Origin of the sequence: Flavobacterium pisciphilum (assembly GCF_020905345.1) — a bacterium.
Classification (GTDB): Bacteria; Bacteroidota; Bacteroidia; order Flavobacteriales; family Flavobacteriaceae; genus Flavobacterium; species Flavobacterium pisciphilum.
Map to the genome: position 1 here is coordinate 4,496,558 of NZ_JAJJMO010000001.1, position 20,951 is coordinate 4,517,508.

Annotated in this window: 17 protein-coding genes and 1 pseudogene; 3 read left to right on the forward strand and 15 right to left on the reverse strand. The window is 30.8% G+C overall.

Features of this window, described 5'->3' with window-relative positions; translation table 11 throughout:
- Window positions 1–201 precede the first annotated feature (201 nt).
- The 7 genes from LNQ49_RS19060 to LNQ49_RS19090 form a co-directional block, all read right to left on the reverse strand.
- A complete protein-coding gene (locus LNQ49_RS19060; RefSeq protein ID WP_229990595.1) occupies window positions 202–2,670 on the reverse strand; it encodes a TonB-dependent receptor in 2,469 nt (822 codons plus the stop codon).
- Between the two features lie 415 nt (window positions 2,671–3,085).
- Entirely contained in the window at window positions 3,086–3,562 is a 477-nt protein-coding gene (locus tag LNQ49_RS19065; protein WP_229990596.1) for a DUF6265 family protein, read from the reverse strand.
- 735 nt (window positions 3,563–4,297) lie between these two features.
- Complete coding sequence (locus LNQ49_RS19070) at window positions 4,298–6,598, reverse strand: DNA topoisomerase 3 (RefSeq protein ID WP_229990597.1); 2,301 nt, start codon at window positions 6,596–6,598, stop codon at window positions 4,298–4,300.
- 281 nt (window positions 6,599–6,879) lie between these two features.
- The gene (locus LNQ49_RS19075) at window positions 6,880–8,106 is read right to left on the reverse strand and encodes a YncE family protein (protein ID WP_229990598.1); all 1,227 of its coding nucleotides are present in this window, start codon (window positions 8,104–8,106) and stop codon (window positions 6,880–6,882) included.
- A gap of 212 nt (window positions 8,107–8,318) precedes the next feature.
- Entirely contained in the window at window positions 8,319–9,398 is a 1,080-nt protein-coding gene (locus LNQ49_RS19080) for an acyltransferase family protein (RefSeq protein WP_229990599.1), read from the reverse strand.
- A gap of 313 nt (window positions 9,399–9,711) precedes the next feature.
- Window positions 9,712–10,161, reverse strand: a complete 450-nt coding sequence (locus tag LNQ49_RS19085; protein ID WP_229990600.1) for a hypothetical protein — start codon at window positions 10,159–10,161, stop codon at window positions 9,712–9,714.
- 120 nt (window positions 10,162–10,281) lie between these two features.
- The gene (locus LNQ49_RS19090) at window positions 10,282–10,542 is read right to left on the reverse strand and encodes a hypothetical protein (protein ID WP_229990601.1); all 261 of its coding nucleotides are present in this window, start codon (window positions 10,540–10,542) and stop codon (window positions 10,282–10,284) included.
- A gap of 502 nt (window positions 10,543–11,044) precedes the next feature.
- Here LNQ49_RS19090 and LNQ49_RS19095 point away from each other — a divergent pair.
- The 3 genes from LNQ49_RS19095 to LNQ49_RS19105 all read left to right on the forward strand — a co-directional run bounded on the left by LNQ49_RS19095 (window position 11,045) and on the right by LNQ49_RS19105 (window position 13,915).
- A complete protein-coding gene (locus LNQ49_RS19095; RefSeq protein ID WP_229990602.1) occupies window positions 11,045–12,424 on the forward strand; it encodes a DUF4280 domain-containing protein in 1,380 nt (459 codons plus the stop codon).
- An 11-nt stretch (window positions 12,425–12,435) separates the two neighbouring features.
- On the forward strand, window positions 12,436–13,098 hold the full coding sequence (locus LNQ49_RS19100; protein WP_229990603.1) for a hypothetical protein: 663 nt from the start codon (window positions 12,436–12,438) through the stop codon (window positions 13,096–13,098).
- A gap of 241 nt (window positions 13,099–13,339) precedes the next feature.
- Window positions 13,340–13,915, forward strand: a complete 576-nt coding sequence (locus tag LNQ49_RS19105) for a hypothetical protein (protein ID WP_229990604.1) — start codon at window positions 13,340–13,342, stop codon at window positions 13,913–13,915.
- 281 nt (window positions 13,916–14,196) lie between these two features.
- Here the strand turns inward: LNQ49_RS19105 and LNQ49_RS19110 are convergent, their stop codons facing one another.
- From LNQ49_RS19110 to LNQ49_RS19145, 8 genes and pseudogenes are all read right to left on the reverse strand, one after another.
- Entirely contained in the window at window positions 14,197–14,922 is a 726-nt protein-coding gene (locus tag LNQ49_RS19110) for a hypothetical protein (protein ID WP_229990605.1), read from the reverse strand.
- A gap of 241 nt (window positions 14,923–15,163) precedes the next feature.
- Window positions 15,164–15,601 (reverse strand): ankyrin repeat domain-containing protein, encoded by a 438-nt coding sequence (locus LNQ49_RS19115; protein ID WP_229990606.1) that lies wholly within the window; start codon window positions 15,599–15,601, stop codon window positions 15,164–15,166.
- 103 nt (window positions 15,602–15,704) lie between these two features.
- Window positions 15,705–16,568, reverse strand: a complete 864-nt coding sequence (locus LNQ49_RS19120) for a tetratricopeptide repeat protein (protein ID WP_229990607.1) — start codon at window positions 16,566–16,568, stop codon at window positions 15,705–15,707.
- Between the two features lie 256 nt (window positions 16,569–16,824).
- Entirely contained in the window at window positions 16,825–17,424 is a 600-nt protein-coding gene (locus LNQ49_RS19125) for a hypothetical protein (RefSeq protein WP_229990608.1), read from the reverse strand.
- Window positions 17,425–17,509: 85 nt separating this feature from the next.
- Window positions 17,510–17,629 (reverse strand): annotated as a pseudogene (locus LNQ49_RS23375) (REP-associated tyrosine transposase); the annotation flags it as partial.
- A 755-nt stretch (window positions 17,630–18,384) separates the two neighbouring features.
- On the reverse strand, window positions 18,385–18,567 hold the full coding sequence (locus LNQ49_RS19135; RefSeq protein WP_229990609.1) for a hypothetical protein: 183 nt from the start codon (window positions 18,565–18,567) through the stop codon (window positions 18,385–18,387).
- Window positions 18,560–19,066, reverse strand: coding sequence for a hypothetical protein (locus tag LNQ49_RS19140; protein ID WP_229990610.1), 507 nt, complete (start codon window positions 19,064–19,066; stop codon window positions 18,560–18,562). The genes LNQ49_RS19135 and LNQ49_RS19140 overlap by 8 nt, the downstream gene beginning before the upstream one ends.
- Before the next feature lie 3 nt (window positions 19,067–19,069).
- Window positions 19,070–20,650 (reverse strand): AAA family ATPase, encoded by a 1,581-nt coding sequence (locus LNQ49_RS19145; protein ID WP_229990611.1) that lies wholly within the window; start codon window positions 20,648–20,650, stop codon window positions 19,070–19,072.
- Between the last annotated feature and the right edge of the window lie 301 nt (window positions 20,651–20,951).

The following is a 20,951-nucleotide window of genomic DNA, read 5'->3' on the forward strand; positions in this document are numbered from 1 at the left end:
GTTTACCATTATTAATGAAGAAGAAAAATATCTAGGTGAATGTTGAATGAAGTACCTGTGATTATATTGTAAAAAAAGCTTTGTAATTATTAGAGATAATTACAAAGCTTTTACTATTAAGCTCTTGAAAATTCCCTAAGACAATTGAGGAAATTCAAGGTGAAAAGTAATGATCTATTAGATTACTTTTAAGTTTCTTTACTAGAATTTATAAGTAAAACTAGCCACAACATTTCTTGGTTTCTGAGGATTTATTGTAGACCATCCACCATTAAAATATTCTTTGTTTGCAATATTGTTGATGTTTAAAGCTACTCTAAACTTATTTCCGCCATAAAAAACAGAACCATTTATTACAGTATATGATGGAATCACAAATTTCCCAGTTACTTTACTGTCTAATGTAATATTATCGCTAGCATAATTTCCACCAAATCCTAAACCGAAACCTTCAAGACTACCATAATCGAATTTGTAAGTAGCCCAAAGATTGATTAAATTCTCAGGTCCTGACCAGATTGGTCTTTTTCCTGTTTCTAACCAAACATTAGATTCATCACCTTTTACAATCTTACTGTCATTGTAACTGTAACCAGCAATAATGTTTAAGCCTTTAATTGGATTGGCATTCAAATCAAATTCAAAACCTCTACTTTGCGCCTCACCACCTTGCAAGCTATTATGAATATTGCTTGGATCGGCAGTAACAAGATCTGCTACTTTTATATCGTAATAACTTATAGTTGCGTTTAGTTTATCGCCCAGAAGATTGGCTTTAATCCCAAACTCCACTTGATTAGCATGTTCTGGTTTAAAAGATTTGCTTGTTGGATCACTTCCGTCTGGGTTAGCAGTTTGTACCGGTCCTACATTTTTAAAACCGTTCATATAGTTTGCAAACAAAGCTAGTTTATCTTCTATCGGTTGGTACAATAAACCAAATTTTGGAGATAGAGCAGTTTGGGTATAATCATCAGCATCAGTTTTGATGTTACCTTCGGTATCAAAATAATCCAGACGTAAACTTGCCATTGCAATTAATTTGGGTGTAATATTAATGACATCAGAAGCATACACACTATACGTTGCGTCCTTGATATTATTGTCTTTCACTCCAGTTGTAGATAGTATATTATCTATTGAACTTTGAGTCAGTACACGTTCTTTGGCAGGATCACCAGGCACTACAAGTCCAGTTGCAGGATCTATATAATTTTTGTCTCCTTGTGCATTAACATTGTAAACCCAGCCCCAACCTGAACCATTGTAAATAGTATTTTTAGCAAAATAGTCTACTCCAACTACTAGGCGGTTACGCATGTTTCCAATCTTGAAATCACCTATGAAATTCTGTTGAAAATCTGTTGTTATTGTTTGAGATTGCTCTCTAGTAATGAGTATGCTAAAATCACGTTGACCATTTTCGTTATCATAGATATACGAGTAATATCCGTTAGCTCTTGTTGAACCTCTTGAAAGTGCTGTTTGTGAAGTCCATTGATCTGAAATTTTATAATTCATCTGACCTTGTAAATTATATTTCGGATTTTTAATAGCTAGATCATTACTATAAAATGAGAGTTTTGTGTTGTAATTTAAATCACTCATATTAGCGTACTGAACTGGTGAATTTCTCCCTAAGAATAACATCGAAGGAGTTGTTTTTTCTTCCTGCATGAACTCGGTATTAATAAGGAAAGATAACTTTTCGTTTACTTTATACGATAGGACAGGAGCTACAAAAAACGAAGTACGGAAACCAGCATCTTGAAAACTATTTTCTGTTTGATAAGCTGCATTAATTCTAATCGCAACATCGTCTGCCTCATCTACAGTAGTGTTTACATCGGCTGTAACTCTATTAAGACCAAAACTACCAGCAAGATACGATACCTCTGCACCAAAACCTGTATAGGGTTTTTTGGTAACGGTATTGATAAGTCCACCGTAACTAATTAAGCTACTTCCAAATAAAGTTCCTGATGGTCCTTTAATAACCTCGATTCTTTCAATATTTGCAGGATCTAAACTTCCGTTTGATAAACCGGGCAATCCGTTTACAATATTTGCTTGAGTTTCAAAACCACGCAAAGAATAATAGGATCCTCCGTCGCCACCACGACCTGTAGATTCCCATATTTTTTGAATTCCAGGTACGTTTTTCATCGCATCTTCATAATTTGTAATAGCTTGCTCTTTTAATAAATCTGCCGAAACTACATTATATACTTGTGGGTTTTCGATGTTTTTAAGTGGCATTCTAGAAACATAATTACTTTGCTTTGGAAATGCTTTTCCTCTATTGCTGGTTACAATTACCTCTTTTAATTGTTTGTTGGATACAGTTAATTGTAGTTCTAAGGCAGTCGTGTTTTTTTCGGATACACTTACCTGTTGTTCTAATGTTTCGTATCCATTTAGAGAAATTTGTAGCGTATAATCGTTTGGTTTTACTCTATTAAATTCAAACGCGCCATATTCGTTAGTGGTTGTTGAGTATTTGGTATTTTTTAAAATTACGCTTACATCAGATGCAGCTTGACCGTCAGAAGTGGTTACAATTCCTTTTAAACTTCCAAAACTTTGCTGAGCAAATATATTAGTTGAAAAAAATAGAAGTAGAAATGTAACAACAATAAATTGTGGTATTTGTTGATTTAAATATTTCATGATTTGTAAATAATGGTTAATTTTAGTTTTATTGAATTTATTTAGAATAAATAAAAACAGTGCAAATGTAAAAATTAATATTATTTTAACAATTTTTATTTTAGTTAATTATAGAGGTATTCTGTAAATTTTTAGAAGGGAATATAGTTCAAAAAAGGCAGCTGCTTTTTTGCTCAAAATGGTAAATGTTTTGAGGTTCTGAAGAGTAAAGGTATTGAGGTACTGAGTGGGAAGGGACTAAGGTGGAAAGGTAGTTGAGGGGAGGTGTTTGCTAATTACCAAAAAAAAAGCTTTATTCTATTGTGAATAAAGCTTTGATATTAAAAGTTGAATCTTAAATAAATTCTATTTCTTCGTTAGTGGAAGTTTGATGTATTTAACATCTTACCAAAAACATTTTAAAGATTGTTTCGAACTATTTTTTAACCATATGATATTTCTCAGAACTCGGTTTTCCTAATTGAGTACCAGAAATTTCAGCAGTTAAAGAGTTATTAGCATCTTTTGTATAGCTAATTTTTTGAGGATAATCGTGTTTTGGATTTTCAAAAATCAATGCTTTTTCTGTTGAATTCGTTAGTTCAAAAGCAACAGCTTCATCATTGTTTTGCCCTTTTACAGTGGCGTTATAAGTTAAAACTTCTCCTTTTTGTTGTAGTTTGATAGATTCAAAATGGATGGTGTCTTTTCCTTTTATAAAATAAGAGCTTCCTTGAAAAGTACTATCGTTTACTTTACTCCAAGTTTCAGTCAAGGTTCCTTGTGGTGAAACATTTTCCCATTTTCCAATAAGCCAATCGGCAGCCTTTATTTTGTCTTTCTCAGGAGACTCAGCATTTTTGCAAGAAACAATAGCTAACAAAAGAAGTAAAAGAGTAATTTTTTGAAACATTAGCGTAAATATTTGGTGTTATTTTGAGATGCTAAATTATGAAAAAATAGAATAGGTGGATGAGGTAAAATGAAATCTGTGAAAAGAGAAAAGTAAGGTGTGATTTGTGAGATGTGATTTGTGAAATGAGAGATGTGAAAAGTAGGATATGAAATTAGAACCTTGCCGCTCAGTTTGACAAAGTACAGATTAGTTTTAAGTTTCGGTCACTTAGAACCTCAGTAACTCAGAATCTTTGCCCCTTTGAGCCTTTACACAGATAGTTTCGACTCCGTTCAGTCTAACAAAGTACAAATTAGTTTTAAGTTTCGGTCACTTAGAACCTCAGTAACTCAGAATCTTTGCCACTTTGAGCCTTTACACAGATAGTTTCGACACCACTCAGTTTGACAAAGTACAGATTAGTTTTAAGTTTCGGTCACTTAGAACCTCAGCAACTCAGAATCTCTGCCCCTTTGAGCCTTTACACAGATAGTTTCGACTCCGCTCAGTCTAACAAAGTACGGATTAGTTTTAAGTTTCGGTCACTTAGAACCTCAGCAACTCAGAATCTCTGCCCCTTTGAGCCTTTACACAGATAGTTTCGACTCCGTTTTGTCTAACAAAGTACAGATTAGTTTCAAGTTTCGGTCACTTAGCACCTCAGTAACTCAGTAACTCAGTAACTCAGCAACTCAGCAACTCAGAATCTCTGCCCCTTTGTCCCTCTGAACCTTAGCACCTCAGTACCTTTCCTTAAACACTTTCATTTAAAATAGAATACACGAGTTCTTTGGTAGGTTTTTGATCTTTTAGTTTTTCTCTAACCATATCAAAAGTCACTTTAAAATCGCATCCTAATTTGTAATTACCACAACCATAGGCAGTTTTTCCTTTCATAACTGTTCCCTTTTTACATTTAGGGCATATTAATGTATCCGATGTTTCTTTTATGGCTTTCGGGCTTGTTTTTTTAGGTTCTAGTTTGAGCTTGTAATTTTCTTCAAAGCGAATTAATCCCTCCACTGTGCCTGCATCAGTTTTAAAATCTTTTAAATTTACTGTAGATCCTTTTTGAAGTAATCGCAGGTATTGGTTTTCTGATAATTTTTTTCCCTCAAAAACATAAGGCAATAGAAAATCGCATCCAGCTTTGTAATTGCCACAGCCATAAGCAGATTTTCCTTTTATAAGGGTAGATTTTTTACATTTCGGACAGGCTTCTGCCAAAATTCCTGCGGCTTTCTTTTTCTCAACTATAGCTACTTGTTTCTGAACGCTGCCCGCGTGCGAAATATTAGCGTGTCTGGTTTCGCTTCGTACTTCATATACCAAGGCTTCAACCATACGTTTCATGTTGATAATAAAAGAACCAGCGGTAAAAGTACCTTTTTCAATATCCTTCAACTGCTTCTCCCAAGAACCGGTAAGTTCTGCCGACTTTATTAATTCATTTTGAATGGTCTCAATAAGCTGAATTCCAGTTGGAGTTGGTAATACTTGTTTTTTATTTCGAACGATGTACTGACGCTTAAAAAGAGTTTCAATGATATTTGCTCGTGTTGATGGACGACCGATACCATTTTCTTTCATTAGTTCTCGTAAATCCTCGTCATCTACTTGTTTACCTGCTGTCTCCATAGCACGAAGTAAGGTTGCCTCAGTAAATTGATTGGGTGGTTTGGTTTCTTTTTCTAAAAACGAAGGTTCATGCGGACCTTTTTCTCCCACTACAAAATCGGGTAATAGATCAGCTTCTTTTTCTTTAGCATTTGGGTCTTCAAAAACAACACGAAATCCCTTTTTCAGGATTACTTTCCCTGTAGTTTTAAAACTTACATCGGCTGCTTTTCCAATAACCGTGGTATTGGCTACCAAACAATCATCATAAAATACAGCAATAAAACGCTTAGTAATAATGTCATACACCTGTTGCTGATTGTACTGTAAGTTAGATTGTATCCCTGTTGGAATAATCGCGTGGTGATCCGTTACCTTTTTATCGTTGAAAACTTTAGGTGATTTTTTAATCTTTTTCTCTAAAAGCGGTTGGGTTAATGCTGCATAATTGGTTAAATTTTGCAAAATACCAGGCACTTTTGGATAGATATCGTTGGGTAAGAAAGTGGTATCAACTCTAGGGTAGGTAACTACTTTTTGTTCGTATAAGGTTTGGACAATTTTAAGCGTTTCATCTGCCGAAAATCCAAACTTTGTATTGCAATATACTTGTAAGCCCGTTAAATCAAAGAGCTTAGGAGCATATTCATTACCATTCTTTTTATCGATTGAAACAATTTCAAAATCACTCTCTTTGACTTTATTAGCCAAAAGTTCACCATCTTCTTTCTTTAAGAAGCGGCCTTCTTCGTAGCTAAAAAGTGTTTCTCTGTATAATGTTTGTAATTCCCAGTAGGGTTGGGGTTTAAAGTTTTCAATTTCTTTAAATCGATCCACCACCATAGCCAATGTTGGTGTTTGCACCCGACCAATAGATAGCACTTGTTTGTAGCCACCATGTTTTACAGTATACAAACGAGTGGCATTCATACCAAGCAACCAGTCACCAATGGCTCTAGAGAAACCGGCATAGTATAAATTATCGTAATTGGCAGATGGCTTTAGGTTTTCAAAGCCTTCTTTTATGGCTTCAGTTGTTAGGGATGAAATCCATAAACGTTGTACTTCGCCTTTGTATTGGGCTTCATTCATAACCCAACGTTGAATGAGCTCTCCTTCTTGTCCAGCATCCCCACAGTTTATGACTAGTTCAGCTTTATCAAATAAGGTTTTTATGATTTTAAATTGCTTCTGAATACCAGAATTTTGCACCACTTTGGTTTCAAATTTTTCTGGTAGCATGGGTAGATTGTTCAAATCCCAACTTTTCCAATGGGGTTTGTAATCATTAGGTTCTTTTAAGGTGCATAAATGCCCGAAAGTATAGGTCACAGCATAACCGTTGCCTTCATAATACCCATCGTGTTTGGTATTGGCTCCTAAAACGGATGCGATTTCTCGTGCTACACTTGGTTTCTCGGCAATACAGACCTTCATTTTTCTTCTTCTAATTTGAACTCGCAAAATTACGGATTTTGAAGTTGGTATTAAAATGAAATGAGCAGGAGTTATGAACGAGTATAAGTAATGCAAAGGCATTGAGCGGAATGCATGGTTTGATTTTTTTGGTAATCCATTTTTATACTGTACTTCATTGTGAGAAATAAAGCAGTCTGATGCAATTTGTGGATTGAATTATATTCCCTCTACAAAATCAACGGACTTTGTAGAGGGAATAATTGTAGTAATTTTAATAAGATGATTGTTAACGTTAAATTCTAGTGATGCATATAATTGCCAGGGCCATTGGTTCCTTCAATTGATTCTGGTAGTATTCCATATTGGGTACGTAAATTGACTGTACCCAAGGTTTTTCCTGTTTGAATCTCAACTATATTAATGGTTCCAGAATTTAAGTTAGGGATATTTAGTAAGTTGTTTTGTATGGCAACAACCTCTTTTCCTGATTTGGTTTTGAAGAATGCCATATGATGTGCTCCTTTATCAGCATCAAGAGTTTTTAAAAGTTTGAGTTGTGGGAGATGGCTTAAATCAAAAATAAGTACTTTTCCTGGCTCAGCAAAACTTACATATAGCTTGTAGTTATCATCAATGTACATTTCGAGTGCCCAACCCAATCCTTGCGTACTTCCGTCAAACACTTTGCTAAAAGCATCATATTTTTTGGTAGTAGCATTGTATGGGGCAATCCATATATCTCCTCCAAGCATTGTTGTAGCAAGGGCATATTGAGGGAATTTTCCTCGTAGTAATAAAACTTCGACTGGGCTAGACATGTCTGTCTCTGAATCTGCCACTTGGTAGGTCTCTTTTAATTCATAAGTGTTCAAGTCCAATAATGTACAAGTGTTTCCTATTCCCGTAGTAAGATCTGGGTGAATGGTTGAGGTTACCATCATTAGTCCCTTTTCTTCATTAATAGAAATCCCATGCGGGTACATTATAAATTTGTTTGGATTGGTTTGAATAGGCGCTTTAATCGTTTTGATAAGCAGGTTGTTATTAGCATTAAAAACACCTATACTGCCATCTTTTGGGCCACCAGCACCTCCCATAAAGGTCATGAAATACCTTCCATCAGTGGTGAAAAATAAATCTTCACCTACAGTATTTTCTCCTGTATTAATCGGAGTTGCACTAATTAATTTTGGAGGACCATTTCGGTTTTCTTGCGTTTTAACCTGATAAAGATAGCTGCCTCCCAAAGCAGTTGTGTACAGCTTTTTTGCAGTGTGGTTGTAATAAAGGTGGTGTGGTAGGACACCAATACCTAATTCGAGTTTGCTACTAATGACTCCAAAATTTTCAGATTCAGGATCTAGCTCTATTACAGCTATTCCATCTGGTAATCCTTCCAAGCTTCTATAATCAATATAAAAAGAAGAATCATGGGGGTGATCCGAATTGTGGTTGTCATTTTGACAATTAGTAAATCCTATTAAAATAAGAATAAATACAAGAGTTGGTTTTAATTGTAGGTTCATAATTTCAGGGGGTTAGTTGTGGCTATTTTAGTATAAATATAATGTATTTTTAGAATAGGATAAAATATATTTTACTGATAATTAAGCTTATATGTTCCTGATGTGAATGTTTTTTACAATTTTAAATAAATATTTATTTTAATTTACTGCTGTCTCAGTTATGTTAGCTGACTTCACAAAGCGGATATAGTATATTTGTGCGTTTCTAATAATTAAGCCTTTTTTCTTCTGTTTGTTAGGTATTTTCGAATGGGTATATCACAAAAAATCATTGTTAAATATGCAACGCCAACTAGAAGAATTGTTCCTATAGCCATAATAAAAACGAGTTGGGTAGTATCTGGTTTATAAGTCGTATAATAATTTGCAAATATCCACATCACTGCATAATGAGTCATGTATAAAGGATATGATATTTTTCCTGAGAAGACACACAACTTTTTGAATCCCTGTTTTAATGTAGCCCCCGCTCCTAATGCAACCAATAATGGGAAATATAACAATACGATTAAGGGTTCAGTAAGCCAATTCCAATCAGAAAAGGGAGTTACAAAAGCTAACAGTAGTAGTACAGACAAACCAAGGAAACTTATTTTTGATTTAATAATCCAATTAGAACGATAAATCAACATTCCTGCTAAAAAGGAATACGAAATACGAGCACAACCATCCCAAAAAGTGGCTCCGCTCCATCCGCCCATTAAAGAACCACCCGCACGGTTACTGATAAAACAAATTCCAGCTGCCGCTACAAGAGTTAGCAAAAAAAGACTGCGACGGCTTAATTTATGAAGGAAAAGTACATAAAGAATATTGGCAACATACTCCCAGAACAATGACCAAGCAGGTGCATTTAAACCAAATATATTAAAGTAACGATCTGGCATTACTGGAAATGGAATCATAAGTAGCGAACACAAAAATATCAAAATCAATGTGCCTGTTTCGTAGGCTTCAGGATGACTAGAAAAGGGATCAAAAAGAAAAGCTACAAAACCCAATATTGAACCAAAAATAACCAAAGGATGCAATCTGATAAGCCTTGATTTAAAGAACTCAGTAATTCCCATTTTATCAATACGATCATGGTAGGCATAAGCAATAACAAAACCTGATAGGCAAAAGAAAAAGTCAACTGCTAAAAAACCATGAGCAATGAAATTTTTACTTGGCTCATAAACTATTTCCATAAAATGAAAAAGTACAATTGCCAATGCGGCTACTCCTCTTAAGCCATCTAAAATTTCAAAATGTTGTTTTGTCTTTAAAACCTCGGTATCTATTTTTGTCATATTTTGTACTTTAATTCTACTTCTTATAACTACTATGATTTTAGTAAGGGTCGCTAAAATAGAAATTTAGAAGTTGATATTAAAACAGAATTCTATGGCTACACAGGTTTTTTGTTGTTTTATTGTGGAGGATGTTAGAATGTGAAATGTGAAATGTGAAATGTGAAATGTGAGATGTTTGATGTAAAATTGAATCTTTTTTATGACGTTTCAATAGTTCATCAACAACTATATCGAGTAAATACTCTATATGATTGTTGTACCTGTTCTATTCTTAAATGGTAGAAAGATCTTGTCGTTATAAGATTAGGTTTTAATTGTGTGTTTCCTGTTTGTTTTCAGGTCCGTCATTTTTGATAAAATTAATCTTTGAGCCAGAATCCATATCTCCTGGGGTAATTGTTTGTAAAACAAATTGTTCTTTGGTTTTAAACTGTATTGTAATCTTTTCATCCTTGCAGAAAACGGTATCAATCAATTTGTCAATTATATTGTATTTTTCAATATAATCGACATAAACAGCTCCATCGGCTGCCCATTCATCCTTATCAAGTTCTACTTCTTCCCAGTTTTCCCAAAAGCCTAATCCAACATCTAGGAAAAAACGATACCAGTTCTTTCCTTTTATTTTGATGAAAATAATTAGTGGTTCTCCATCGTCCTCATCTTCCATTCCTACCAAACCTTCTAAAATAACATCTGAGAAATCAGAAACTACAAAATTGTCATCCTGATATATTCTTCCTTTAAGTTCTTCTTGCATAATCTATGTTTTAAATATTTTAAGTCTTAGTTTAAAAATCTATTTTAAGAAGGGGAGGGGCAATAGTGGTTCTAGAGAGAAATGCTCCAATAGATTAGTTCTGATACTTTTCTACTCTTTTTATTTTGACTTTCTAGACACTAATTCTTTCTCTAATTCTTGTTCCAACATTTTATTATTTGCTGAATTTTTAACGATTAGATATGTTAAGATCAAAGGAAAGAAAGTGAAAAAAGTGAATCCATTTTTTACTGCACTATAAACTACAATTCCAATAGTAAACCCAACAGCAGCTGCATTGATTATCTTATCGATTTTCATTTTTTTTATTTTCTTTAAAAGTTCTTGCTCGCTTAATCCGGTTAAGTTTTCTGGTTTCATAGCTATACTCTTTTATAGGTGGTTAGTTTTAAATGCTGTTTGGTTTTAAAATTCCTGTTACCATTCCATGTTTGTTGAGCCCAAGGAACTTAAATCAGAATATTTTCAGCTAAACGAAAATATGAAAAAAAAAGATAATTATACTATAACCAGTGCTTTGATCTTCCCTTTTATAGTTGTTGCTTATTGGTATGTACAGGAAGTTGTATGACTTCACATTGCTATTTTTTCAGATAAATATTCTGTTATGTTGAGCTATAAATAAAATCATTTATTATGTTTGTATGTATAAACTTACATATTTAAAATAAAAAAGAAAGAATTTTACTTTATTTATTTGTGTTTATGGTTTGTGATTAAGGAAATGAAAAGCTTTACAGTGAAGCAACTAAGAAGTGCCTAATTTGATGAGATAAGTAAGGTAATCTGAAGAGTTGCTTTTTGTTTTTTAAGTTTTAATTCAAAATAGCAGTAAAAAACAAGCATAAAAACAGAGTATATTATGGAGAAGATAAGTGATTGGCTAGACAATTTTTTAATGGGAGGGGATGAGAATAAATCCGTTAATTTTGAATCAATAGAAGAAAAAATCCCTGTTGAAAAACATCTTGAAGAAAGGAAATTGCAAATTGCCGAAATTCGAAAAAAGCGAGAGGAAAAAGAAGAGGCGGAGAATGGGTTAAAATTTGTTATTGATGGTGCCAAAATAAAATGTAATTTGTGTACTGTTCCCGATGGTGATCTAAAAGTAAATTACGATACGCCAACTATTCAAGACAAACGAGTAGCTACGGTGGTCGAGAAAGACATGACAAGCTTACTCTTTAAAGGGAATTGTAAAAAAAGCCCTCTGAGTGCGAGTCCTTGCGCTTCAGTAATGAAACTTGGAGATTGGAAAGACGTGGGAACGGTATATTTTCAGAATGAATTTCCGTTGCTTTTAAAAAGTACTATAAAATGCGAGTACGGAGGTGTTGACATTACAATTACTGATTGTGCACAACGTAATGAGATTACAAACTTAGATACCATAGGTGTGCCAGTGCCTAGTTTAGAAATAATATATGTAAATGGGCATTTTTATAATATAAACGGCACTTTTGAAGGAAAAGTAAATGAAGCTGAAAATTCAGGAAGTATTGAAGATGTATATATTTGTACAGGAAAATCTATGCAAAAAAATAGTGATGCAAAAGAGATTATGACTTATAATGGCATAAAGTTACTAAAAGAGAATGATGAGAATATACCCCATGAAAAGTTTATAAATAATTCATATCTCATTTGGCATGAAGCTTCTTTAACAGGAAATATTGAAACTGCTTTTTGGATAGCACATACAGTGAATAATGCATTACACTCAAAATATAAAAGAGGGAAAAATTCATTCAATAAATTATTTAAAACAGGATATTCTTCTGTAAAAGAATCAGATAAAATCAAAACCATTTCTATAACATCGAATACCAAAAATCATTGTTTTGCTCGTTCAGCAATGATAAGTGTTTTAAAAGGCGATAAAGATCCTACAAGCATTTCTTATTTTTGGGATGGATTAGATTTATTTACAAGAAGTGGAGAGTTAGATCATCCCAAGTTTAAACAATATAAAAGTGTCACAATTGTAAAAAGTCATCTTGATTTGGCAATCGAATTTTGGAGTATTGATTCAAATAGGGCAAAAGTTAATAAAAATGCTAAACTTAATTCTGTTTTTTCGAAAGAAGAATATACTCTTAAAGACGTAACTGATGGTTCGATTATAAATGAAAATGGTGTTTTTTCTGGAGCTAGAGCTAATTCTCAGAACAATAATAAAGTTCATGAAAGGTTGAAGTCAACTGGTTTTAAATCAGGAACAATGTTTTGGACAACTTTTTAAATTTAATAATTATGCGATATAATTTATTTACTCTTCTCTTTGCTGTTGTTTTTACTTTTTGTGGTAATAAGGTCGAAAAGGATATGGCTTTAAACTTGAGTGATATTCCAAAAGATACTATACAAATTCCAAAAGATATAAAGATAGATGCATCTTGTATAGATCAAATAAAAGGATACAAAAATAGATATGGAATTGTATTCTCAAACTATTATCGAGATGAGTCATTAAGTGTTGATTTTGATGGTAATCAGACACAGGATTCAATTACTATATTAAAACCGTTCTATGGAAATAGTATAGATGATTGCTATCCCGAAAATGCGGAATATGATTTCCCAATTCTGTTAATATCTAAAACGATTAATAATAAAAGTAAATTTTTAAAAATTTATAAGGATATATTAAAAAATAATGAAGCAAATTATTACGAAGAAATATATATCAGAAATAATGGGTTTATAATTTCCAAAGATTATAATGGTAATAATGGTTTTTTTTCAAAAACATTTGTTTCTTATAAAGAGCCTAATTTTTATGTGGACAGCATAAATGTTGAATCCTGGGGGGAATATCAATATAAAAAAACACTAAAATTTAAAAATGAAACCTTAGAGTTTTCAAAATATAAACGAACTGATATAGATTCTATTAGAGCTGTTCTAGATAGATAATTTATGATTTAGCTTTATAGTATCACTGGCGATATCCTTCATGGGGTGATTTAAATTAATATGCCAATAATGATGACTTATTTTAAGATTAAGTAATCCCAAAATATTCAAGATTGCTTAATGTCTTACTTTCTGTTAGCGTTGATTTGCAATCCATGCCTACAAAGTATATAATTTACGGACAGGGATTGTAAATCACGTAATCGGGATTGCTAAAAAATAGTAATAAAAATTTTTAAAAATGAAATATCTATACGTAATTTTAGTATTAATATTTTTTACAGAATGTAAAAACAAAGAGATTGAAAGTAAACCCAAAATTGATAGCAAAAAAGAAACAACTGCACACTCAAATGTTGATACTTTAAATCAAACAAAAAAAGGTGTAGTTGAAAAAAATGATACTTTATCAAAAACCTTATATAAAAATGGAATAATTAAAGATTTAATCTTTGCTAAGGATAGTTTGGGAGGTAAAGAATTATATCTATCATTCTATGAAAACCAGAATTTAAAATACAAAGGATTACAAGGAAACATACACAATAAAGATGTAAATACAGGAATGTCAATAGCTACATGGTTTTATTATGATTATAACGAAAAATTAGATTCAACCATTTATTATAATAATGCCGCATTTGGGAAAGATTTTATTGAAAAAAAAAGGTTTTATAAAAATGGAACTATTAAATCTATTGAAAGATATAATAATTATATACTATATGAAAATGAATTAGATTCTATAGGGGAATGGAGATATTACAATAAAGATGGGAAATTAGTAAAGAAGGAAAATTATTTAAGGGCAAGATAAAGGTATTTCGACACTGTCCTAAAAAGTGTGTAAGTTTAAAAATAATGGGTTTGACTTCATAAATTAATGATGAATCCACGCTAACATTAAAAGACGGATTTGCTCGATTGGGTAGAGAACCAAAAAGTAATATTCTGGTAACTCGAAGTTTTATTTAAAATAAAAAAAGTATCGATAGAATGCTGTGTGAAGTCTCTCAATTTCGTACAGCAAAAGTTAATAAGGAAGACTTAGGAGAGTAGTTTGCTTTTTAAGATTGATTTTATCAAGGAAGGCAATCTTTATTTTTTTTTAGATTCCATTTTTTTTATTTTCCCTTTCAATATTTTGAGTTCTTGATTTTGTTCCTCAAGTTTTTTATTCTGCTCTATTGTGTATAAAGTCAATTCCTCAATTTTTTGGAGTAGTTTAGATGCTAAGATACCTAAATCAGTTCCATTTTTCTCCATTTCTTTTGCAGGAAGTATTTCAGGTAAATGCTTTTTGTCTTTAACAAATTCTTCTAGCTCTTTTAAAGGCATTAGTTTATAATCATTTTCAAAAACAAAATCGGCACCATTTAGATCCACTTTTATTTCTTGTGCTCTGATAGTTCCTTTTACGTCCAGCCTATATGCTGGAGAAGATGTGCCGATACCTAAATAGCCGTTCGAATTAATTCGAATCCTTTCAGCTCCATTTACAAGAAATTTCAAAGCACGTGTATTATCTCCAGTGTAGCTATTATGTTCAAGTAAAATTGAAGCGGATTCACCATTAAAATCATAAAATTTATAACCACTTGAATATTTTTCAGTTTTTGAAGTTCTACGGTCTTGAACTGCAAAATTTCCTCCCATTTCTCCAATTGTAACTTTTTCTACTGGAATAAGATCTCCAATTCCGCCATAACCAGTTCCAATTCCTATATTTGATGTAGTCGAAATAGGATTTGTACCATTCCATTGTGCATTCATTGTTATAATAGAGCTTAATAAAATCGAGGTAATTAAAATTTGTTTTTTCATGTTTATTAGGTGTAATTTAGGAATAACTTATAATGTTTTATCTATTACTATATTCCGTTTGAAAAAGGTTTGCTTTTTTAGATTATTGAAACTTGTACGAAGTCAAGAAATGTCGTACCCATAGCTATTTGCCGCTACCATTTTTAATAAGTGTCTATTCCTAATACTTGTAGTTTATTGGCGTGTGTACGAAGTTGAGAGACTTCGTACAGTAATGTGTGTTTGCGTCAGCAGGGAAAATCTACTTTAGAAGTTCAATTATTTCATTATTCTTAGTTTCTTTTGCAGCTTTTAAAGCGGTCATTCCATTGTCATCTTTGACATTTTTATTGGCTCCGCTTTTTAATAATAATTTGGTTAGCTCAATGTTTTGATTGGCTGCTGCCCACATTAAACACGTCATTTTAAAGCCATCAATTTTATTTACATCAGCACCACTTTCGATTAAGAATTTCGAAATTTCATACTCATTATTCATTACAGCTTGCATTAATACAGGAATGTAGAATGATTCGTTTATTCTTCGGATGTAATTAGCTTGGGATTTATCTTTTTCAACAATCTTTTTTACAACTTCTAAATTATGCTCAAAAATAGCTTTAAAAAGTTTTTCTCCAGATTCTTGAGAATAGGTACTTATTGAAAATCCGAATAAAAATAAAAGTAAAAATCTTATCATAAAAATGATTTTGATATGGTTTTATAAATGTTTGGTTTTGATAGTTTAATTAATCACAACTTTAGGAAAAATTGCACACATCTAATTTTAAGAATACAGGTGTTTATTTTTTTTCAAATTTAAATTTGATATCTTCAGCTAATTCACTTTTATCTTTTACTTTTCCATAATGTTTTTTTGCCTTTTTCAGCATTTTCTCATCATTTGTTGCAATTCCTACTTCATAGAGGCTAAGTGCGTAATTACCATTAAAATTGTCGTCTTTAGAAAAATTTGATTGTACTTTTCCATAATATTGAAGAGATTCCAAATGTTTCTTGTTTAAGGTAAGTAATATTGCTTTTAAAAATTGTGCATCCTTATTTTCTCCTGTATATTTTTTTTCTGCAATATTTATATTCTCGAGCCCATTATCAAAATCACCAATAATAGTGCTAGTAAGTGCAATACCATAATACCCTTCAGGATTTTCAGGAAAAAATGTTGTAATTTCTTTAAACTTTTTTCTAGCGAGGTCTACTTTGCCAACCATTATACTTGTAAAAGCTAAATTTTGCTTAAATTCTATTGATTTATTTTGTGATAAACTGTCTGCTATGTAATACATTACTACAGCTTCTTTGTTCATATTACTTAATCTAAATGTATAACCAGCGAAAAAATATGCGTCACAAAAAGTTTTATCTTTTTTTATTAAGTCTTGAAAAATTCTATTTGCAGCTCCTATACGTAAATTGAGGTTAATACAATCTATACCTAACTTAAAAAGTTTTTTAGTTTCGCTATCCGTAGGCATTTCGCAATATGTTCTTTTGCCTAAAAAATAATCAGTTTGAGCAAATACATTAGTCTGTAAACTTAATATTAATGCTATTATCAAAAATCTTGTTTTCATTGATGTTTTTTCTAAAATGAGATTACCCGCAAAGATTAATTTTTTTCTTTTTATAAATGTAAAAAAAGCCACAAAAATATTTTCTTGTAGCTTTTTAATTTTGCTTGATAGGAAGAAATTTGCATTATTTAGGTTGTAAATCCTTTATTAAATCGCTTGAGGAATTATAAACAAAGTGCTCATTATCATTTACTAAATTTTCTCAAATGCGATATATTCATTCAGGCATTATTAGCAACCTTTTCTTTTGTCCTGTCTTTATGGGCACAGTTTGTAAATCTGCGCTAACGTTGGGAAGTTAGATAGGAGCGATTGGAAAACTTAATTTCTAATTATTTGCTTTGACAGTAGTGTATTGGTCAAAACTTGTATATATACGTGTTTCTTCTAATTGTCCATCGTCGTAGATTTCAATTCGTGTAGTTTCTTCAGATTTTTTATCGATAAATCGTATTTCTGATAATCGTTTTTTATTATCAAAGGATTCAGTTTTAAGATTTCTTCCATCTTCTTGATAGTGGATGGTTCTTAGATTTCCATTTTTATAATAATAGGTTTTTGAATTGTAAAAATTACCTTCATCATATGTTATCCCTTCATAATTATAGTGGGAAGTATATTTTCCTTCCATTACTAAGTTTTGGCTATTGTCAAAAATGAAATAATATGCTCCATCTTTTGGATTTATCAATTCATATCGTATTTGCAATTCTGGGCGACTACAAGGGCGAGTTGACATAAATTCTTCTCGTCTAAAAACTGTTGTATCGTTTTGCGAAACCCATAAGGTGTCAATTTCAGATTTACTTTTTTTATATCTTATTTTTGAAATAATAGTTTTTTCCTTCTCAATCGTATTGTTTTCTATAGCTGAATTGCAGCTTAGAACACTAATAATTAAGAGAAAAATAAAAGAAGTTATTTTCATTGTTTTGGGGTTGGTTGAATCTAGTTAGTAGACTACTATTTTTAGAGTCTGAATATTAGAGTTTTGGAATTCCTGATAGATTCTTTCAAAACAAATCTAACAAAACTACTTCTAAATCTAAATAGTTTTTCGCTGAACTAAAATAATAATCTTCTGATGAGGTTACTGTTTTGTCTTCTAAAGGATTATTATGAATGTAATTTATTGTGTTGAAACTTTACGGGCACGGATTGCAAATCCGCGCAAACTTTGAGGAGACAGATTCGCGCAATAGAGCAGTATCAGTAATTAAGCATAAAATTTATACAAATTTTTAAATAGATTTATTTGAATGAGAATTAAATTATATATTTGAAATTATTTTTTAATTAAAAAGGAGGTTAAGACCTCCTTTTTAATATTTTTTAAATAGTGTAACTATTTGTTTTTTATTGCTATTACCAACAATAGCAATATAATCAAGGTGTTTTCCATGATATTTATGTTAGGGAAAATTAAACAAGACCAAAGTCAGAATTGCAGTTCTGACTTTTTTTGTGTCTCCCATTTGACACTTTGATCTCATTACTCTCTTAATATTAAAAGAGTGTTTATTTTAATATAGGACAAAAAAAAACGTTAACATAATGCCGCAACAGTCTGATGACTGAGCAATACTATATTAACGTTTGTTTGTTTTAGCGTCTAGAAAAATACTGAAATCGTATAAATCCTCCTCGCTTGTAGCAAAGATATGAAAAAAATAATTACTTAAAAAAAAAATAAGTAAATTTAATTTCAGAGTAAGATTTACATCTTATATAAATTACAAAACTTTAAAGAAATTGTCAATGGTTATTGTTTTACCAAGTAAATGTTTTTGAGAGTTTATGTGTAATCCGTGTCTACAATGTATATTTTTTTGTCTTTTATTGTTCTTAATCTTTACGGGCAGGAATTGAAAATCTGCACAATCGAGATTTATTTTATAAAGTTTTCATATATGTATGAAGCTAATAAAGAGGCTATAAAACCTACAATAAAGCTTATAATAATTGATTCAGTACGAACCTTTTTGATTAATTTAGAATTCGAATTTTTATTTTTAGACTTTGAAATTTTACTTCCATTATTTGCGATTTGTGAATTTGTGATATTATCCATTTTTAGATTTTATAATTTTAGAGCCATTAGTTGCTACTTGTGAATTTGTTATATATACATTATTTATATTTTGATTTAATTCTAAATTAGCATCATCTCTATCGAATATTTTTATATTGACTCCTTCATAATCTATTATTTTGTCTAGACAATTAAATTTAGAAATATTTTGGGTTGAGTAAACGATTAAGTTATTATTAGCTTTAGTTTCTTTACAAACTTTTATGAATTTTGTTTCCATACAAGCGATATTACTAATATCAACATCTATTTTTTCAAATGTGTTCGGTGAGAATGACATGCATTCTAGCCATGTTTTTATTATATCTGCGTTTTGTTGTATAGCTTGGTAAATCGATATTATGTCACTATTTCGATCTTTAGTGACCTTGAAAGTATTGTTTTTGTTTGAAAAAACAAATAATATATTTGATAAATAAGCCTGTTCATCTTTATTGATACTACTTAAGAAGTCTGGTGAAATTGTATATAATGACATGAGTTAATTTTGATTTTTTAAAAATTCAACAGTATCGTCGTATAAATCTCCTCCATAAAAATCAATTGGCCATTCAAAAAAACCTTTCTCTTCTATTTTTAAAATGTTTACAACTGCACCATTTCCGTTTGCCTGTGGATCAATCATACAAATTCCCACTTGACTAGGTAATATTTTTCCTTCTGAAATTCTCCTACGTAATCTTTTTAAAATATATTCACTATGTGTTTCTATTATTAATTTTTTACCTGTTGAATTTTTTACAATATCAATAAATAAATCAGCTAAATCAGCTTGGATTTTAGGATGTAAATGAATTTCTGGTTGCTCAATAATTGTTGTGCTATTATCAGTTGATAAAAATCCTTGGAGAATAACTGGCAGTACTTGTGATATACCAAAACCTACATCAGTAATATCTAAATCAAGTTCATTTTGTTTTACTTTTAAGTGATGAATTACTTCTTTAAATTCTTGAACATTCACTTGAATTCCAAATTTTTTAAACCAATTATTTACTTTTGATTTAATTTTTGAATCATCTTTTATTACTTCTGCAATTGCATCTCCATCTAATGTGTCTAATGTTAAGTTTAATTTAGCTTTATCTAACATATAATATCTTTTTGGGTGTGCGCGAAGTGGACTTACATAATTTATTGATTCTTCAATGAATTCTTTTTTAATTTCATTTTGAAAATTTCTAAAAATTGTTATGATTGTTGAAGCTAATAAGGATTGTTCATTTTCTTTTTTTTCTATTTCATTAAAAGAATTGAATATTGTATTACTTGCATCAAAATAAGAAGTTACCTGTTCAATATCATTTTTGCTTAATTTTATTATTTCTGAAGTTAATCCAGTTTGATTTTCATCATTTACATGTAATTTTATTATAATTTTATTATTGTGTTTTAGCTCAATTAGACTTGTTAAAAGTATTCCTTCCTTATGTTTTAATTCGAAATTAACTTCAAATGAATCATTTTTGATTAATTTTGATAATGAATCAAGAAAGGTGTATGTCGATATTAATTGTCTTTTTAAGTTTTTACTTAATACTGGAATATTGAAGATACCATGATAATTTAACATTATGTTTATATGCTGTACATACTGTTTTTGGGTGTTTTCACGTGTAGAAATTTCTAAAATTGCATTAACATATTCTTCAAAATCTTGAACATTTTGAATTGTTTTATTTTTAATTTCCTTGAAACCTACAATTGGTATGAAATGAGGTAAATCCATGAAAATTTTTTTGTAATTTTTTATCAAGTGTTCCTTAAGGTATTCTTTTAAATTAGAGTTTTTTATTTCAAAACCAAATTTTAGAGGCAAGTCAGTTTTTTTGTTTCTGAATAAATTTATTGAATCTCCTAAATTTACATATCCGCCATATAATTTTAATGGAGATTTATATGATTTTAATCCAGTTTTTCCAGTTTGTTGAAGCATCAACATTAATTGGATTATTGAGCTTTTTCCAACGCTATTTGCTCCTAATAAAATTGTAATGGGTTTTAAAGGTATTTTTGCAGTTTCAAACGCCTTGTAATTCTCAATATTGATATTTTGTATCATATTTTTGTTTATGAGTTGTTTTTTAAATTATCTCATCTAACACTTTGATGTTTATTAAGGTTAGGATTGAGTAAAGCGGTTTCGGATATTAAAAATTAATTTTATGATTATGAATCGATGTTCTTATGATTTAGTTTTGTGATATTTTTTAAATTATTCATTAGATATTTTATTTTATATAATCTTAATAAAAAACAAACATCGTCTTTAATTTAAACCAACGACTGCGTATAAATACCTGATTTTGTAATTATGCTTCGGATAGTTCTAATTTTAATCAATTATAAATTAACATTGATAA

What these genes read in the sequence shown, in the direction of transcription:
- LNQ49_RS19125 (WP_229990608.1), bottom strand. Translation starts at nt 17,424, where the DNA reads ATGAAAATAACTTCTTTTATTTTTCTCTTAATTATTAGTGTTCTAAGC.
- LNQ49_RS19105 (WP_229990604.1), top strand. Translation starts at nt 13,340, where the DNA reads ATGAAATATCTATACGTAATTTTAGTATTAATATTTTTTACAGAATGT.
- LNQ49_RS19080 (WP_229990599.1), bottom strand. Translation starts at nt 9,398, where the DNA reads ATGACAAAAATAGATACCGAGGTTTTAAAGACAAAACAACATTTTGAA.
- LNQ49_RS19060 (WP_229990595.1), bottom strand. Translation starts at nt 2,670, where the DNA reads ATGAAATATTTAAATCAACAAATACCACAATTTATTGTTGTTACATTT.
- LNQ49_RS19135 (WP_229990609.1), bottom strand. Translation starts at nt 18,567, where the DNA reads ATGGATAATATCACAAATTCACAAATCGCAAATAATGGAAGTAAAATT.
- LNQ49_RS19065 (WP_229990596.1), bottom strand. Translation starts at nt 3,562, where the DNA reads ATGTTTCAAAAAATTACTCTTTTACTTCTTTTGTTAGCTATTGTTTCT.
- LNQ49_RS19110 (WP_229990605.1), bottom strand. Translation starts at nt 14,922, where the DNA reads ATGAAAAAACAAATTTTAATTACCTCGATTTTATTAAGCTCTATTATA.
- LNQ49_RS19140 (WP_229990610.1), bottom strand. Translation starts at nt 19,066, where the DNA reads ATGTCATTATATACAATTTCACCAGACTTCTTAAGTAGTATCAATAAA.
- LNQ49_RS19115 (WP_229990606.1), bottom strand. Translation starts at nt 15,601, where the DNA reads ATGATAAGATTTTTACTTTTATTTTTATTCGGATTTTCAATAAGTACC.
- LNQ49_RS19075 (WP_229990598.1), bottom strand. Translation starts at nt 8,106, where the DNA reads ATGAACCTACAATTAAAACCAACTCTTGTATTTATTCTTATTTTAATA.
- LNQ49_RS19145 (WP_229990611.1), bottom strand. Translation starts at nt 20,650, where the DNA reads ATGATACAAAATATCAATATTGAGAATTACAAGGCGTTTGAAACTGCA.
- LNQ49_RS19100 (WP_229990603.1), top strand. Translation starts at nt 12,436, where the DNA reads ATGCGATATAATTTATTTACTCTTCTCTTTGCTGTTGTTTTTACTTTT.
- LNQ49_RS19070 (WP_229990597.1), bottom strand. Translation starts at nt 6,598, where the DNA reads ATGAAGGTCTGTATTGCCGAGAAACCAAGTGTAGCACGAGAAATCGCA.
- LNQ49_RS19085 (WP_229990600.1), bottom strand. Translation starts at nt 10,161, where the DNA reads ATGCAAGAAGAACTTAAAGGAAGAATATATCAGGATGACAATTTTGTA.
- LNQ49_RS19095 (WP_229990602.1), top strand. Translation starts at nt 11,045, where the DNA reads ATGGAGAAGATAAGTGATTGGCTAGACAATTTTTTAATGGGAGGGGAT.
- LNQ49_RS19090 (WP_229990601.1), bottom strand. Translation starts at nt 10,542, where the DNA reads ATGAAACCAGAAAACTTAACCGGATTAAGCGAGCAAGAACTTTTAAAG.